Source organism: Rhizorhabdus argentea, from assembly GCF_037861105.1.
Lineage (GTDB): Bacteria > Pseudomonadota > Alphaproteobacteria > Sphingomonadales > Sphingomonadaceae > Rhizorhabdus > Rhizorhabdus argentea.
This window is the reverse complement of record NZ_JBANFK010000018.1, coordinates 1-14,659: the sequence shown is the minus strand read 5'-3', so window position 1 is coordinate 14,659 and position 14,659 is coordinate 1. Positions and strand designations below refer to the sequence as shown.

Below are 14,659 nucleotides of genomic sequence, written 5' to 3'. Positions count from 1 at the left end.
GGATCAAGCGCGGTGCGGTAAAGGGATATTAGCTTTGCCAAATGCCCATCTGATCGTCTTCGCCAACGAAAAGGGCGGATCGGGGAAATCGACCACCTCGGTCCATGTCGCGGTGGCGCTCGCCGCCGCCGGCAAGCGGGTTGCCGCGATCGATCTCGACACCCGCCAGCGCACGCTGAGCCGCTATCTCGAAAACCGGATCGCAACCGAGCGCCGCACCGGCACGTCGCTGGCTACCCCGACCTTCGAAACCTTCGATGCGGCGCGCGGCCATGTCCTGCCCGATATGATCGCCGCCTTCTCGGCCGATCATGACGTGGTGGTGATCGACACCCCGGGCCGCGACGACGAGCATGCCCGCGCCGCGATCGAGCGCGCAGACACGCTGGTCACCCCGATCAACGACAGCTTCGTCGACCTCGACCTGATCGGCCAGGTCGATCCCGAGACCTTCAAGGTGCGCCGCCCGAGCTTCTATGCCGAGCTGGTATGGGAGGCGCGCAAGGCGCGCGGGCGGGTCGACGGCGGCACGGTCGACTGGGTGCTGCTGCGCAACCGGCTCCAGCATCTCGAGGCGCGCAATATGCGCCGCGTCGCCGAGGCGATGCAGGATCTTGCCAAGCGGGTCGGATTCCGGGTGATCCCCGGCCTGTCCGAACGTGTCATCTATCGCGAACTCTTTCCCAAGGGATTGACCCTGCTCGATCTCAAGGCGATCGGCGGCGATGCCGGTATCGCCCATGTCGCCGCGCGGCAGGAGCTGCGCGAGATGGTTGCGGGGCTCGCCCTGTCGCAATGGCCGCAGCATCAGGCCGCCGCTGGATGATCCTCGCCCTGCTGGTGGCCGGTGCGGTTGCCTGGTGGACCTGGGGGCGTGGCCTCGACCGCAATCGGCTGTTCGCCGGTGCGGCGGCGCTGGCGGGAGTCGGCCTGCTTATCAAGGGCGAGCTATGGCCGGCGCTGGCCTTGCTTCTACCCGGCATCTGGCTTGTCGCACGCAGCCAGGCGCCTGCCCGATCTTCGCGGGCAATGGACGCCGAGGAAGCGCGCCGCGTGCTGGGCCTTTCGAGCGGCGCCGATGCCGACAGCATCCGCACCGCGCATCGCCGGCTCGTCACGCGGGTTCATCCCGATCAGGGCGGCTCGGCGGATCTGGCCGGGCGCGTGAATGCCGCGCGCGATATCTTGCTGGAGGAACTGGCTAGGCGCTATCCACGTTGAGCCGCCGCCACTCGGCTGCCCCTTTCCCTTCCATGGAGGACAATTTGACCCATCGCTTCGACCCGACCTCGCTGCGCGAATATGACATCCGCGGGATCGTGGGGAAGACGCTGGGAACCGCCGACGCCTATGCGATCGGCCGCGGCTTCGCCACCCATGTCCGCCGCGCCGGCGGCACCCGGGTCGCGGTCGGCTGGGACGGGCGGATTTCCTCGGATGCGCTGCGCGACGAACTGGTGCGCGGCCTGGTCGAGAGCGGCGTCGATGTCGTCCGCACCGGCCTCGGCCCCACTCCGATGCTCTACTTCGCCGAGGCGACGCTCGAAGTCGATGGCGGCATCCAGATCACCGGCAGCCACAACCCGGCGGACTATAACGGCTTCAAGATGGTGCTTCACCACAAGCCCTTCTTCGCCGGCCAGATCCAGTCGATCGGCCAGATGGCGGCCGAGCGCGACTGGGAAGAGGGCAGCGGCGCCGTCAGCGACGCCGAGATCGAGGATCTCTATGTCGACCGTCTGGTACAGGATTTCAGCGGCAGCGCCTTCAGGATCGGCTGGGACAATGGCAATGGCGCGGGCGGGCGCATCCTCGAAAAGCTGGTCCAGCGAATCCCCGGCGATCACCATGTGCTCTATGCCGAGATCGACGGCCGTTTTCCGCATCATCATCCCGATCCGACCGAGGAAAAGAACCTCGCCGACCTGAAGAAACTCGTCGCCGACAAGGGCCTCGACTTCGGCATAGCCTTCGATGGCGACGCCGACAGGATCGGTGCGATCGACGGGCAGGGCCGGGTGATCTGGGGCGACCAGATTCTCTCGATCCTGGCCGAACCGGTGCTGAAGGACGTTCCGGGCGGCACGATCATCGCCGATGTGAAGGCCAGCCAGGCACTGTTCGACCGCGTCGCCGAGCTTGGCGGCACGCCGTGCATGTGGAAGACCGGCCACAGCCTGATCAAGGTCAAGATGGCCGAGACCGGCAGCCCGCTGGCCGGCGAGATGTCTGGCCACATCTTCTTCAAGCATCGCTGGTACGGCTTCGATGACGCGCTCTATTCGGCGGTGCGGCTGATCGAGGCGGTCAGCCAGCTCGGCGGATCGCTGACCGCGCTCAAGGACAGGATGCCAAAGCTCGTCAACACCCCGGAGCTGCGCTTCCAGGTCGACGAGAGCCGCAAGTTCAAGGTGATCGACGAGGTGCTCGAACGGCTGGAGGCCAGCGGCGCGACCGTCGACCGCACCGACGGAGCACGGGTCAACACCGCCGATGGCTGGTGGCTGCTGCGCGCATCGAACACCCAGGACGTGCTGGTCGCGCGCGCCGAGGCGAAGGACCAGCCCGCCCTCGACCGGCTGCTCGCGCAGATCGACGAGCAGCTTGCGGCATCGGGGCTGGAGCGCGGTCCGCAGGCGGGGCATTGAATCGAATCCCTTTCGTCAACGTCATCCCAGCGAAAGCTGGGATCTCACTTTTGTTGCTTCGCTCTCCCCGCACGAAGGCAGTGAGATTCCAGCTTTCGCTGGAATGACGGTGGGGTGGGAGGCGTGAATCTCCCCGCCCCCCTTGCCGGCTGGTTCGCGGCAAAGGGCTGGGGGCCGCGGCGGCACCAGCTCGATATGCTTGCCGCCGCACGCGCCAAACGCGACGCGCTGCTCGTTGCGCCGACCGGATCGGGCAAGACGCTGGCCGGCTTTCTGCCCACCATTGTCGAGCTGATCGAGAATCCGCAGGAAGGGCTGCACAGCCTCTATGTCTCGCCGCTCAAGGCGTTGGCAGTCGATGTCCAGCGCAACCTGCTGACGCCGATCGAGGAGATGGGGCTCGCCATCCGCGTCGAGACCCGCACTGGCGACACCCCATCGGACCGCAAGGCGCGCCAGCGGGTGAAGCCGCCGCAGATATTGCTGACCACGCCCGAATCGCTGAGCCTGCTGCTCTCCTATCCCGAAAGCGCGACGCTATTCGCGACCTTGAAGACCATCGTCGTCGACGAGGTCCACGCCTTCGCCACCACCAAGCGCGGCGACCTGCTCGCGCTCGCCATCGCCCGCATCTCGACGCTCGCGCCCGATATGCGCCGGGTGGCGCTCTCCGCCACCATCGCCGATGTCGACGCATATCGCGGCTGGCTGTCGGGCGACGGCGACTTTGAGCGGGTCGCGCTGGTCGAAGGCGAGCCCGGAGCACCGCCGCAGATCGACATCCTCATCCCGGAGGGACGCATTCCCTGGGCCGGCCATTCGGGGCGCTACGCCGCCGAGCAGGTGATGGCGGAGATCGAGACCCACAATACGACGATCATCTTCTGCAACACCCGCAGCCTGGCCGAGCTGATCTTCCAGGATCTGTGGAAGGCCAATGCGATGGGGCTGCCGATCGGCATCCACCATGGCTCGCTGTCCAAGGAAGCGCGCCGCAAGGTCGAGGCGGCGATGGCCGAGGGGCGGCTGCGCGCGCTGGTCGCGACCGCCAGCCTCGATCTCGGGGTCGACTGGGGCGACGTCGATCTGGTCATCCAGATGGGCGCGCCCAAGGGCGCGTCACGGCTGCTGCAGCGGATCGGCCGCGCCAATCATCGGCTCGACGAGCCGAGTATGGCGGTGATCGTGCCGGGCAACCGTTTCGAATATCTCGAGGGCCGCGCCGCGCTCGATGCTATCGAGGCGGGCGATCTCGACAACGAGCCGTTCCGCCCGGGATCGCTCGACGTGCTCGCCCAGCATGTCATGGCGGTCGCCTGCGCCGGTCCGTTTCGGGCGGAGGACATGCTGGCCGAGGTCAACCGCGCCGCGCCTTACGCGACCTTGAGCCCGGAGCAGTTCGACCGTGTCCTCACCTATATCGCCAATGGCGGCTATGCGCTGAAGGCCTACGATAAATATCGCCGGCTGACCCGCACGCCCGAGGGGCTATGGCGGGTGAGCCATCCCAATTTCGCGCTCCAGCACCGGTTGAACGCCGGCATCATCGTCGAGGCGCCGATGCTCGACGTGCGCTTCAAGAATGGCCGATCGCTCGGCAAGGTCGAAGAGGGCTTCGGCGTCACCCTGTCGCCGGGCGACTGCTTCTTCTTCATGGGCCTCGCGCTCGAAGTGCTGAAGATCGACCTCACCGACCTGATCGTCCGCGCGACCTCCAAACCCGCGCGCATCCCGACCTATGGCGGCGCACGGATGCCGATCTCGACCCATCTCGCCGAGCGGGTGCGCGCCTATCTGCACGATCCCTCGCAATGGCCGCGCTTCCCCGACGATGTCCGCGACTGGCTGGAAGTACAGGGCCGCCGCTCGCGCCTGCCCGCGCCCGACGAGCTGCTGGTCGAGACCTTTCCGCACGAGAAGCGCCATTATATGGTGATCTACAGCTTCGAGGGCTGGAATGCGCACCAGTCGCTCGGCATGCTGCTGACCCGGCGGATGGAGAGCCAGGGCCTGTCGCCGCTCGGCTTCGTATCGAGCGACTATGCGATCGCCACCTATTCGCTCGAACCCGTCGCCGACCCCGCCAGCCTGTTTTCCGCCGACATATTGGAGGAAGAGTTCGTCGACTGGGTCGAGCGTTCGGCATTGCTCAAGCGCGCCTTCCGCGAGGTGGCCGTGATCGGCGGGCTGGTCGAGCGCCAGCATCCCGGCAAGAAGAAGTCGGGCCGGCAGGTCACCTTCTCGACCGACCTGATCTACGACGTGCTGCGCCGCTACGAGCCTGATCATCTCCTGCTCGACGCCGCCTGGGCCGACGCCCGCGCCAAGATGACCGATGTCGGACGCCTCGGCGCGCTGATCGAGCGCGCGGCGGAGAAGATCGTCCATGTGAAGCTCGACCGCGTCTCGCCTCTGGCGGTGCCGGTGCTGGTGCTGATCGGTCGCGAGACAGTGGCGCAGGGCCTGGCCGACGACGTGCTGCTGATCGAGGCCGATGCGCTGGCCGCGGTGGCGATGCGGGAATAGCCGATATGTTGTATCTACAAATATTGACATTCGCTATAGATTATTGTATTTACGAAAAATGCGGCAATGAAGGTCGCATCTGCAGCCTCTCTCGTGGCTGCTGCATACCTCGACAGAGAGATAGGGACGATAACATGGCCTTTACTAGTTGCCTGCGGGCGTCGCCAATAGGATCAACAGGAAATGCGGATCACCTACGATGAGGAAAAGCGTCGCAAAGTTCTGAACGAAAGACAGATTGACTTTGATGACGCGGTTGGACTTTTCGAAGCGTTTCATCTCACGAAGCGAGATGACAGAAATTATAATGAGGAACGGTATATTTCGATTGGGGAAGCAAGGGGCCAAGTGTGCTTGGTCGTTTGGACGCTGAGAGAAGATAGCCGCCGCATCATCACGATGTGGAAAGCAGATCATGGAGAACGTGAAAGATACCACCGTCGCCGCAACGATAGCGGATGAGAGCAAGCCCGTCCTCGACGAGGATTGGTTTGAGGAAGCCGATGCGTACATCGGTACCAAATTGGTGCAGCGAGGCCGTCCGAAGTCCGAACGGACGAAGAAACTGGTGTCGTTGCGCCTGGATCAGGACGTAGTCGACTGGTTCAAGCGGGCGGGCCCCAAGTGGCAAACGCGCATCAACGATGAGCTAAGGAAGGCGGCGGGGATCTAACCGCCGCCTTTCTCTGTTTACCGCCGCGCGCAGCCGATCGCCGCAGCGTCGATCGCGGTTGCTACGCCCTTCAGCAGATAGCCGTCGGATCGATCGCGGCCATCCTTCGACACCCACGCTACCCGCATCGACGTGCCGCTCCGCATCGTCGCGATGATCGCTGCGTCGGCGCGGGCGTCGGGCGCCCAGGCGTCGACGCTGGCCGCGACGAGCGGGAAGCTTCTGTCGCCGAAGACCAGCCGGATCGGGCTGTTGCGTGCGCGCGGTTCGCGCAGCCTGAAATGGATTTGCCCGCTGATGCCCTGGCGCGGCCAGATCGCCACGGAGGCGAAGCTCTGCCATGTGCCGCCACCGCGCCGTTCCGGCGTAGCGATCGCATAGCAGCGCGGCGGATCGGTGTCGCGAAAGGCGCCCCAGCCAGAAAAAATTCCGAGCGCCACCCGGCCCGGCGGCGCCGCCGAAACGAGCAGCGGCAGGCAAAGCAGCCAGAAAATCCGGACCCCAATTCTTGTCAACCCCGACCTTTCGAAAGTGGCAGAAATGCAACATTTTTGGCTGTTTATGTGAGGTTCATGCAACCGCCTTCCGGTTCGTGCACTAGGCCCCCCACGTCCCCAACATCCTTCCGGGGACGAGGTTATAGATGGAGTTATACAATGCGTAGCATCGTTGTCGCCGCCCTGTTCGCGGCCAGCGCAGCAGCCCCCGCCCTTGCCCAGGACCAGGCTCCCTTCACCGGGGCCCGCGTCGAAGGCCTTGCCGGCTGGGACCGCGTTTCCAACAACGGTCGTGATGACGCCGTGACCTACGGGCTCGGCGCCGGATATGATTTCCAGACCGGTATGGGCTTGGTCGGCGTCGAAGGCGAAGTCGCCGATTCGACCGCCAAAGCCTGTGTCGGCTCGCGCACGCCCGCCGATCCGCGCCTCTGCGCCAAGGCTGGCCGTGATCTTTATGTCGGCGGCCGGATCGGCACCGTCGTGGGTGGCAAGACGCTGCTGTACGCGAAAGCCGGCTACACCAACGCCCGCGCCACCGGCTCGCTCGACGACGGCACCACCCGCGTCCGCGGCAGCCAGAATTTCGACGGCGTTCGCGTGGGCGCCGGCGCGGAATATGCCGTGACCCAGAACAGCTTCGTCAAGGCCGAGTATCGCTACTCGAACTACGAGCAGGGCTTCTCGCGCAATCAGGTGGTTGCGGGCTTCGGCTTCCGCTTCTGATCGAAGGCGCCAGCTTCTGAGGAAGGGCCGGATCGCGGGAGATCCGGCCCTTTTTCGTGGCTGCGCCATGGCGGACAAGGATAACCGGGATTTATCCCCGGCCAATCGCACCTTTGCACTGGCGAGGCGGCAAAGCCGCGCTATAACCGGGCTCCATTTGAACAGCGGGGATGCCGGGGCAATCCATGAAGGCAACGATCGAACGCGCGACGCTTCTGAAAAGCCTGGGGCATGTCCAGTCGGTGGTCGAACGCCGCAATACGATTCCCATCCTCTCCAACGTGCTGATCGAGGCAACCGCCGAAGGCACGCTCAGGCTGATGGCGACCGATCTCGATCTGCAGATCGTCGAGGTGGTGGCTGCCGCGATCGACCAGCCGGGGGCGATCACCGTATCCGCCCACACGCTGTTCGACATCGCCCGCAAGCTGCCCGAGGGTAGCCAGGTCCAGCTCTCCGCCGCCGACGGCAAGATGCTGGTCGTCGCCGGCCGTGCGCGGTTCAACCTGCAGACGTTGCCCAAGGACGATTTTCCGATGATCGCCGAGGGCGAGCTGCCGACCCGGTTCGAGCTGCCTGCCGAGACGCTCAAGCAACTGATCGACAAGACCCGCTTCGCGATCTCGACCGAAGAAACCCGCTATTATCTCAATGGCATCTTCTTCCACGTCCAGGACGACGGCGCAGCACCGGTGCTCAAGGCGGCAGCCACCGACGGCCACCGCCTTGCCCGCGTCACCATCGCCCGCCCCGACGGCGCCGAAGGGATGCCCGACATCATCATTCCGCGCAAATGCGTGGGCGAGCTGCGCAAGCTGCTCGATGAGGTCGACGGCTCGGTCGGCATCTCGCTGTCGTCGACCAAGATCCGGTTCGGCCTCGGCACCGCGATCCTCACCTCCAAGCTGATCGACGGCACCTTCCCCGATTATAACCGGGTGATCCCGACCGCGAACGACAAGCTGCTCAAGCTCGATCCGAAGAGCTTCATGGACGGCGTCGACCGTGTCGCGACGATTGCGTCGGAGAAGACCCGCGCGGTCAAGATGGCGCTCGAGCGCGACAAGATCACGCTGTCGGTGACCAGCCCGGAAAACGGCACCGCCGCCGAGGAAGTCTCCGGCGACTATAGCGCTGCCGGCTTCGAGATCGGCTTCAACGCGCGCTACCTGCTCGACATCCTCGGTCAGATCGAAGGCGACATCGTCGAAGTCCACCTCGCCGACGCCGCAGCACCGACCTTGATCCGCGAGAATGACAAGGCGGCCGCGCTCTACGTCCTCATGCCGATGCGGGTCTGACACGGCGCAATAAGAGAATAGAGATTTCCACCGGGGGGAGGGACTGACATGCCGCTGACGGTCGCTCCCGATCTGGACGGGCTCGTCCGCCGCATCGCCGACGAAATGGCGCAGCACGAGGATCGCGGCAAGGTCGCCGACTATATCCCCGGTCTGGCGCGGGTCGATCCCAAGCATTTCGGGATAGCCATCGCCACCCATGACGGCAGGATGTACGCGGCGGGCGATGCCGACATGTCCTTCTCGATCCAGTCGGTATCGAAAGTGTTCGCGCTGACGATGGCGCTGGGCAAGGTCGGCGACGCGCTGTGGAAGCGGGTCGGCCGCGAACCGTCGGGCAATGCCTTCAACTCGATCGTCCAGCTCGAGGCCGAGCATGGCATCCCCCGCAATCCGTTCATCAACGCCGGTGCGATCGTCGTCTCGGACGTCGTGCTGGCCGGACATGAACCCAAGGAAGCCATAGCCGAGATATTGCGCTTCATGCGCGAGGTCAGCGGCGACGACAGCATCACCATCGACAATGAAGTGGCGCAGGGGGAGGCCGATACCGGCTTCCGCAATGCTGCGCTCGCCAATTACATGCGGGCCTTCGGCAACCTCCACCATCCGGTCGATCAGGTGCTGGGCGTCTATTTTCACCAATGCGCGCTGGCGATGAACTGCAAGCAGCTGGCGATGGCCGGCCGCTATCTGATGCTCGAGGGCCAGCATCCCGATACCGGCTTCAACGTGGTGTCGCCGATGCGCGCGCGCCGGATCAATGCGCTGATGATGCTGTGCGGGCATTATGACGGCTCGGGCGAGTTCGCCTTCCGCGTCGGCATTCCCGGCAAGTCGGGGGTCGGCGGCGGCATATTGACGGTGGTACCGGGCGTCGCCTCGATCGCGGTCTGGTCGCCGGGACTGAACGACCGCGGCAACTCGACACTTGGATCGCTGGCGCTGGAACGGCTGGCGGTGGCGACCGGCTGGTCCGTGTTCAACCAGCGCGAACCGGGCTGAGACGCGCTATGGCCCGTCGCCAATAAGCACCGGCCTGCGCCGGGATGACGTGACCGGTTGGGTCCGCTATGCCGGCTCGCGCGTCAGGCGCGCCTCCTTCCTCGCATCGGGCATCACGGACATATGAGTTTCGATCAGCTCGTGCAGGACATCGGCCCCTGGGCAATCGCGCTGGGGGCCGGTTTCGAAGGCGAGACCGCCGCGATTGCCGGCGGGGTGATGGCGCATCGTGGAATCTTTCCGGCCTGGGCGGCCTTCCTCGCCACCGCCTTCGGCGCCTTCTTTGCCGATGAGCTGTTCTTCCAGGTGGGCCGCCGCTTCAGGGACCGGCCGTTCGTCACCCACGCCCGCCAGAAGCCCGCCTTCGCGCGGGCGGTGGGCTTCATCGAACGCTATCCCACCGCCTACATCCTGGTTTTCCGTTTCCTCTATGGACTGCGTACCGTGAGCCCGATCGCGATCGGTCTGAGCTCCATCCCGCTCCGGCGCTTCGCTGCGCTGAACGGGCTGGCCTGCATCATTTGGTCGGCGGTGTTCACCACCATCGGCTTCATCTTCGGGCCTGCGGTGGACCGCATGCTTGCCGCGCTCGCGCCCTACAAGACGGAGCTGATGATCGCCTTCCCGATCCCCGGAACGTGCTTCCTGCTCTGGCTGCTCTGGCGTCGGCAGCAGAAGAGGCGGCGCGAACGGCTCAATGAGCCGTTCCACCTGCCGTCAATCGAAGCGGAATCCTGAGATCATCGTGTTCATCACCACCTCGCCATAGACGCGCTCGCCCGGCCCGTTCGAAGCGCCGGCGGCTACCATCAGCGGCAGCAGATGCTCCTCGCGCGGATGGGCGAAGCGCGCCGCCGGAGCATTGACCCAGCCGCCAAGCCCCGCCTCGCGATCGGCCGGAGCGCCCTCCACGACCCCACTCAGCCAGTTGTCAAAGGCAAGCGACGGCTCGGCAGCTTCGGCCCGGCGATAGGCCGGCAGGTTGTGAAAGCTCATCCCAGCGCCCAGGATCAGCACCCCCTCGTCGCGGAGCGGCCGGAGCGCACGACCCGCGCGATAGGCAAGGACAGGATCGAGCTGCCGGTCCAGCGACATCTCGACCACCGGGATGTCCGCATCCGGAAAGGCGACCTTGAGCGGGACGAACACGCCATGATCGAGCCCGCGGTCTGCATCGATATCCGAATCATATCCTGCCGCCCGCAGCAGTTCCGCCGCGCGCCTGGCCAATGCCGGGTCGCCGGGAACATCGTAGCGCAGTTCGTAGGTATGTGGCGGGAAGCCGCGATAATCGAAGATCAGCGGCGGCCGCGTGGCGGCGGTAAACCGGAAGCCCTCGGTTTCCCAATGCCCCGAGACGATCAGGATCGATCGCGGTCTTTCCGGCAGCATCCGGGGTAAGTCGCGCAGGAACGCTTCCATGCCTGTCCAGACGCCATCCGGGTCATCCATGAAGAAGCATGGTCCGCCGCCATGCGGTATATAGAGGCTGGGTTGCCGGGCCATGGACAGGAGATGGTTACGGCACCCGATCTTTCAAGCCGCACGGCCGTTTGCGGCGGGCTAGGCCGGCCCGCCCACCGCGTCGTCGATCAGCTTCTTCGCCGCTGCGCCATGCCAGTCCATCGCCCCATAGACCCGCCACAGTTCCTTGCCCTGCGCATCGAAGAAGATCGTCGTCGGTAGGGTGTCGGTGCCGAACGCCGTCATCAGCACATTCTGCTGGTCGGCATATTGGCTGAGCGCCTTGAAGCCCTTCTTCTGGAAGAAGGGCGCAATCACCTTGGCGCCCTCGAGATCCTGGCTGACCGTGATCAGGCGGAAGCGATCTGCCTCCTTCGTGGCGATCGCATCGAGCGCCGGCAGTTCGGCAATGCAGGGCGCGCACCAGGTCGCCCAGAGGTTGACCATCAGCGGCTTGCCACGGAATTGAGTGAGCGTCGCTGGTCCGCCGCCGGGGCCGCTGAACGGAATGGCGGGCATTTCCTTGCCGCGCTGCGATATATCGATCCTGCCGACCGATTCGGTGGGCACCCCGCCTTGCGGGGGGCTTTGCGGTTTACTATCGCAGGCGGCCAGCGCCAATGCGAGGAGACAGGCAATCAACGGCCGCACGGATAGCTCCAACAAGATGTGGGGAGGGCGCTTCGCTGAAGGGCCCGCCGCGGTGATGCGCGAGATTAACGCTTCGATACCCTTCGACAAGCGGCTTTGGCAGCAGGACATCGCCGGGTCAAAGGCGCACGTCGCGATGCTCGCCCGGCAGAATATCGTCAGCGAAGCCGATGCCGCTGCGATTTCCGCAGGGCTCGACACCATCGCCGAGGAATATCGCACCCAAGGCGTTCCGGTCGACCTGGCCCTCGAAGACATCCACATGGCGACCGAAGGGCGGCTGGCCGAGCTTATCGGCGCGCCCGCCGGCCGTCTCCACACCGCGCGGTCGCGCAACGACCAGGTCGCGACCGACTTCAAGCTATGGGTGCGCGACGCCATCGACGCGGTCGACGCCGGGCTGTCGGCGCTGCAGGCCGCGCTGGTCACCCGCGCCGCCGAACATGCCGCCAGCGTGATGCCGGGCTTCACCCATCTGCAGGTCGCCCAGCCCGTCACCCTCGGCCATCACCTGATGGCCTATTATGAGATGGTATCGCGCGACCGCAGCCGGTTCGCCGATGCCCGCACGCGGCTCAACCGCTCGCCGCTCGGCGCGGCCGCGCTGGCCGGCACCGGCTTTCCGATCGATCGCGAGATGACCGCAAAGGCGCTCGGCTTCGATGGCCCCACCGCCAATTCGCTCGATTCGGTGTCGGACCGGGACTTCGCCCTCGATTATCTGATGGCGGCGACCCAACTCAGCCTTCACCTGTCCCGGCTGGCCGAGGAGTTCATCATCTGGGCCAGCCAGCCCTATGGCTTCGTCAAGTTGCCCGACAGCTACTCGACCGGCTCATCGATCATGCCGCAGAAGCGTAACCCCGACGCGGCCGAGTTGGTGCGTGGCCATTCGGGGCGCATCGCCGGCTGCATGACCGCGTTGGTGATGACGATGAAGGGGCTGCCGCTTGCCTATTCGAAGGACATGCAGGACGACAAGCCGCCGGTATTCGAGGCGCACGATCTGCTTGCGCTGTCGATCGCGGCAATGACCGGGATGATCGAGACCTGCGAGTTCGTCGTGCCCCGGCTGCGCGCTGCCGCCGAAGCCGGCTTCTCGACCGCAACCGACCTGGCAGACTGGCTGGTGCGAGTCGCCGATATCCCGTTCCGCGAGGCGCACCACATTACCGGTACCGCGGTGAAACTGGCCGAGCACGAGGGGCTGGCGCTCGACAAGCTGCCGATCGAAGCGCTGCGGGCGATAGATACGCGAATCGATGACCGCGTCTATGCGGCGCTGTCGGTCGACGCCTCGGTGGCGAGCCGCGCGAGCCACGGCGGCACCGCACCCGAACAGGTTCGCGCGCGGATCGCCGAAGCCGGCGCCGCATTGGGATTGGACCGCGAATGAAGACCCGCATGATCATCGCCACGCTGGCGCTGCTTGGCCTCGCCGCCTGCGGCAAGCGCGATGCGCTGCGTCCCGTCGACGGCCATGCGCTGCCGCCCAAGCCCGCGACCGCGGCCGCGCAACCCAGCGTCGACCAGCTGCTCACGCCGCCGGTCGAGACGCGCCCCGGCCGCAGCGACGATGTGCTGCGCCGGTCGGAAGAACGCCCCGACGATCGCTTCAACCTGCCCCCTCCAGGTTGACCGGCCACTCCTGCCATACATCGTCATCCCGGCGGAGGCGGGGATCTCGGTCGTCAGGGGTGGATTCGCGCCTTGCCAAGCTCTCCTGAGATTCCGGCCTCCGCCGGGATGACGGGAATAACGGGAACCTCATGGACCATTTCAACATCAAGGACGGCGTGCTCCACGCTGAGGACGTGCCCCTGCCCACGATCGCCGATGCGGTCGGTACGCCGGTCTATGTCTATTCGACCGCAACCATCGAGCGCCACGTCGCGGTCTTCAGGGCGGCGCTGGCGGAGGTGGAGTCGGGCGCCGATGGTCCGCTGATCGCCTTTGCGGTGAAGGCCAATCCCAACCGCGCGGTGCTGGCAACGCTGGCGCGCGCCGGGCTCGGCGCCGACGTCGTCTCGGGGGGCGAGCTGCTGCGCGCCCGAGCGGCCGGAATCGCAGCTGACCGGATCGTCTTTTCGGGCGTCGGCAAGACCGCCGAGGAGATGCGGCTCGCCCTTGAGGAAGGCATCTTCCAGTTCAACATCGAGTCCGAACCGGAGGCGGAGATGCTGTCCGAGGTCGCCATGGCGATGGGGGTAAGGGCGCCGATCGCCTTCCGCATCAATCCCAATGTCGTCGCCGGCACCCATGCCAAGATCTCGACCGGCGGTTCGGAGGACAAATTCGGCGTTGCCTATGATCGCGCGCGTGCAGCCTATGCACGCGCGGCCGAACTGCCGGGCCTGGAGATTCGCGGCGTCGCCGTCCATATCGGCAGCCAGCTCACCGATCTCGGCCCATCGCGCGCCGCCTTCGAGAAGATAGGGGCGCTGATCGCGGAGCTTCGCGCCGCCGGCCACGCCATCGCCACCGCCGATCTGGGCGGCGGGCTGGGCGTGCCTTACGATCCGGCCAAGCCGGTCCCGCCGCTGCCCTCCGCCTATGGCGCGATGGTGGGCGAGGTGACGCGCGGCTGGAAGGTGCGCCTCCTGTTCGAACCGGGTCGGGTGATCGTCGGCAATGCCGGCGTGCTGCTCAGTCGGGTAATTCGCGTGAAGCAGGGTGTCACCGATCCGTTCGTCATCGTCGACGCCGCGATGAACGACCTGATGCGGCCCAGCCTCTACGACGCCTGGCACGACATTCGCGGCGTTACGCCCAACAATGGCACTATGACGGCCAATATCGTCGGCCCCATCTGTGAAAGCGGCGATACTTTCGCCAAGAACCGGGTTATGAACAGCGTCGAGCCGGGCGACCTCGTCACCTTCATGACGGCGGGCGCCTATGGTGCGACCATGGGCAACACCTATAATTCGAGGGCGTTGACCCCCGAAGTGCTGGTCCGCGGCGACCAGTGGGCCGTGGTCAGGGAGAGGCAGCCGATCGAGGCGCTGATCGCAGCCGACAAGCTGCCGCCGTGGATCTAGATGGTTCGTCACGATTTCTTGGGTAGCCCGCCTGCTGGGCGATCGTAAAAATGGAGCCCGCATGAAGCCCGTCCGTAAGGCCATTTTCCCCGTCGCCGGATTCGGCACCCGTTTCCTTCCCGCTACC

The 14,659-nt window shown here is 65.6% G+C and carries 16 protein-coding genes; 13 read left to right on the top strand and 3 right to left on the bottom strand.

What is annotated here, in order from left to right:
• Positions 1–34: 34 nt before the first annotated feature.
• From AAC645_RS15320 to AAC645_RS15300, 6 genes are all read left to right on the top strand, one after another.
• The gene (locus AAC645_RS15320; protein WP_340317273.1) at positions 35–826 is read left to right on the top strand and encodes a division plane positioning ATPase MipZ; all 792 of its coding nucleotides are present in this window, start codon (positions 35–37) and stop codon (positions 824–826) included.
• Positions 823–1,221, top strand: coding sequence for a J domain-containing protein (locus tag AAC645_RS15315; protein ID WP_340317271.1), 399 nt, complete (start codon positions 823–825; stop codon positions 1,219–1,221). The genes AAC645_RS15320 and AAC645_RS15315 overlap by 4 nt, the downstream gene beginning before the upstream one ends.
• A gap of 44 nt (positions 1,222–1,265) precedes the next feature.
• Complete coding sequence (gene pgmG, locus AAC645_RS15310; protein WP_340317269.1) at positions 1,266–2,648, top strand: phosphoglucomutase/phosphomannomutase PgmG; 1,383 nt, start codon at positions 1,266–1,268, stop codon at positions 2,646–2,648.
• 123 nt (positions 2,649–2,771) lie between these two features.
• A complete protein-coding gene (locus AAC645_RS15305; protein ID WP_340317267.1) occupies positions 2,772–5,174 on the top strand; it encodes a ligase-associated DNA damage response DEXH box helicase in 2,403 nt (800 codons plus the stop codon).
• Positions 5,175–5,357: 183 nt separating this feature from the next.
• Positions 5,358–5,636, top strand: a complete 279-nt coding sequence (locus tag AAC645_RS20485; RefSeq protein WP_422785844.1) for a BrnT family toxin — start codon at positions 5,358–5,360, stop codon at positions 5,634–5,636.
• Entirely contained in the window at positions 5,590–5,847 is a 258-nt protein-coding gene (locus AAC645_RS15300; RefSeq protein ID WP_340317265.1) for a BrnA antitoxin family protein, read from the top strand. The genes AAC645_RS20485 and AAC645_RS15300 overlap by 47 nt, the downstream gene beginning before the upstream one ends.
• A gap of 17 nt (positions 5,848–5,864) precedes the next feature.
• On the opposite strand, the gene AAC645_RS15295 is transcribed toward AAC645_RS15300, so the two are convergent.
• Complete coding sequence (locus tag AAC645_RS15295; RefSeq protein WP_340317342.1) at positions 5,865–6,353, bottom strand: hypothetical protein; 489 nt, start codon at positions 6,351–6,353, stop codon at positions 5,865–5,867.
• Between the two features lie 150 nt (positions 6,354–6,503).
• Between AAC645_RS15295 and AAC645_RS15290 the strand changes: the two genes are divergently transcribed.
• The 4 genes from AAC645_RS15290 to AAC645_RS15275 all read left to right on the top strand — a co-directional run bounded on the left by AAC645_RS15290 (position 6,504) and on the right by AAC645_RS15275 (position 10,114).
• On the top strand, positions 6,504–7,070 hold the full coding sequence (locus AAC645_RS15290; protein ID WP_340317263.1) for an outer membrane protein: 567 nt from the start codon (positions 6,504–6,506) through the stop codon (positions 7,068–7,070).
• A 185-nt stretch (positions 7,071–7,255) separates the two neighbouring features.
• A complete protein-coding gene (dnaN, locus tag AAC645_RS15285) occupies positions 7,256–8,371 on the top strand; it encodes a DNA polymerase III subunit beta (RefSeq protein ID WP_340317261.1) in 1,116 nt (371 codons plus the stop codon).
• A gap of 48 nt (positions 8,372–8,419) precedes the next feature.
• Positions 8,420–9,376 (top strand): glutaminase, encoded by a 957-nt coding sequence (locus AAC645_RS15280; RefSeq protein WP_340317259.1) that lies wholly within the window; start codon positions 8,420–8,422, stop codon positions 9,374–9,376.
• A 123-nt stretch (positions 9,377–9,499) separates the two neighbouring features.
• On the top strand, positions 9,500–10,114 hold the full coding sequence (locus AAC645_RS15275; RefSeq protein WP_340317257.1) for a DedA family protein: 615 nt from the start codon (positions 9,500–9,502) through the stop codon (positions 10,112–10,114).
• On the opposite strand, the gene AAC645_RS15270 is transcribed toward AAC645_RS15275, so the two are convergent.
• Together AAC645_RS15270 and AAC645_RS15265 are read right to left on the bottom strand one after the other, a co-directional pair.
• Positions 10,094–10,828, bottom strand: coding sequence for a DODA-type extradiol aromatic ring-opening family dioxygenase (locus AAC645_RS15270; RefSeq protein ID WP_422785843.1), 735 nt, complete (start codon positions 10,826–10,828; stop codon positions 10,094–10,096). The two genes, AAC645_RS15275 and AAC645_RS15270, sit on opposite strands and share 21 nt — an antisense overlap.
• Positions 10,829–10,939: 111 nt before the next feature.
• Entirely contained in the window at positions 10,940–11,491 is a 552-nt protein-coding gene (locus tag AAC645_RS15265; protein ID WP_340317253.1) for a TlpA family protein disulfide reductase, read from the bottom strand.
• Positions 11,492–11,507: 16 nt separating this feature from the next.
• Between AAC645_RS15265 and argH the strand changes: the two genes are divergently transcribed.
• The 3 genes from argH to lysA all read left to right on the top strand — a co-directional run bounded on the left by argH (position 11,508) and on the right by lysA (position 14,532).
• Positions 11,508–12,887, top strand: coding sequence for an argininosuccinate lyase (gene argH, locus AAC645_RS15260; protein WP_340317251.1), 1,380 nt, complete (start codon positions 11,508–11,510; stop codon positions 12,885–12,887).
• Positions 12,884–13,129, top strand: coding sequence for a hypothetical protein (locus AAC645_RS15255; protein WP_340317249.1), 246 nt, complete (start codon positions 12,884–12,886; stop codon positions 13,127–13,129). Before argH ends, AAC645_RS15255 begins: the two co-directional genes overlap by 4 nt.
• Before the next feature lie 131 nt (positions 13,130–13,260).
• On the top strand, positions 13,261–14,532 hold the full coding sequence (gene lysA, locus AAC645_RS15250; protein WP_340317247.1) for a diaminopimelate decarboxylase: 1,272 nt from the start codon (positions 13,261–13,263) through the stop codon (positions 14,530–14,532).
• Positions 14,533–14,659 lie beyond the last annotated feature (127 nt).

Excerpts from the sequence above, each read along its gene's own strand:
- AAC645_RS15315 (WP_340317271.1), top strand. The coding sequence starts at position 823 with ATGATCCTCGCCCTGCTGGTGGCCGGTGCGGTTGCCTGGTGGACCTGG.
- AAC645_RS20485 (WP_422785844.1), top strand. The coding sequence starts at position 5,358 with ATGCGGATCACCTACGATGAGGAAAAGCGTCGCAAAGTTCTGAACGAA.
- AAC645_RS15300 (WP_340317265.1), top strand. The coding sequence starts at position 5,590 with ATGGAGAACGTGAAAGATACCACCGTCGCCGCAACGATAGCGGATGAG.
- AAC645_RS15290 (WP_340317263.1), top strand. The coding sequence starts at position 6,504 with ATGCGTAGCATCGTTGTCGCCGCCCTGTTCGCGGCCAGCGCAGCAGCC.
- dnaN (WP_340317261.1), top strand. The coding sequence starts at position 7,256 with ATGAAGGCAACGATCGAACGCGCGACGCTTCTGAAAAGCCTGGGGCAT.
- AAC645_RS15280 (WP_340317259.1), top strand. The coding sequence starts at position 8,420 with ATGCCGCTGACGGTCGCTCCCGATCTGGACGGGCTCGTCCGCCGCATC.
- AAC645_RS15275 (WP_340317257.1), top strand. The coding sequence starts at position 9,500 with ATGAGTTTCGATCAGCTCGTGCAGGACATCGGCCCCTGGGCAATCGCG.
- AAC645_RS15270 (WP_422785843.1), bottom strand. The coding sequence starts at position 10,828 with ATGGATGACCCGGATGGCGTCTGGACAGGCATGGAAGCGTTCCTGCGC.
- argH (WP_340317251.1), top strand. The coding sequence starts at position 11,508 with ATGTGGGGAGGGCGCTTCGCTGAAGGGCCCGCCGCGGTGATGCGCGAG.
- AAC645_RS15255 (WP_340317249.1), top strand. The coding sequence starts at position 12,884 with ATGAAGACCCGCATGATCATCGCCACGCTGGCGCTGCTTGGCCTCGCC.
- lysA (WP_340317247.1), top strand. The coding sequence starts at position 13,261 with ATGGACCATTTCAACATCAAGGACGGCGTGCTCCACGCTGAGGACGTG.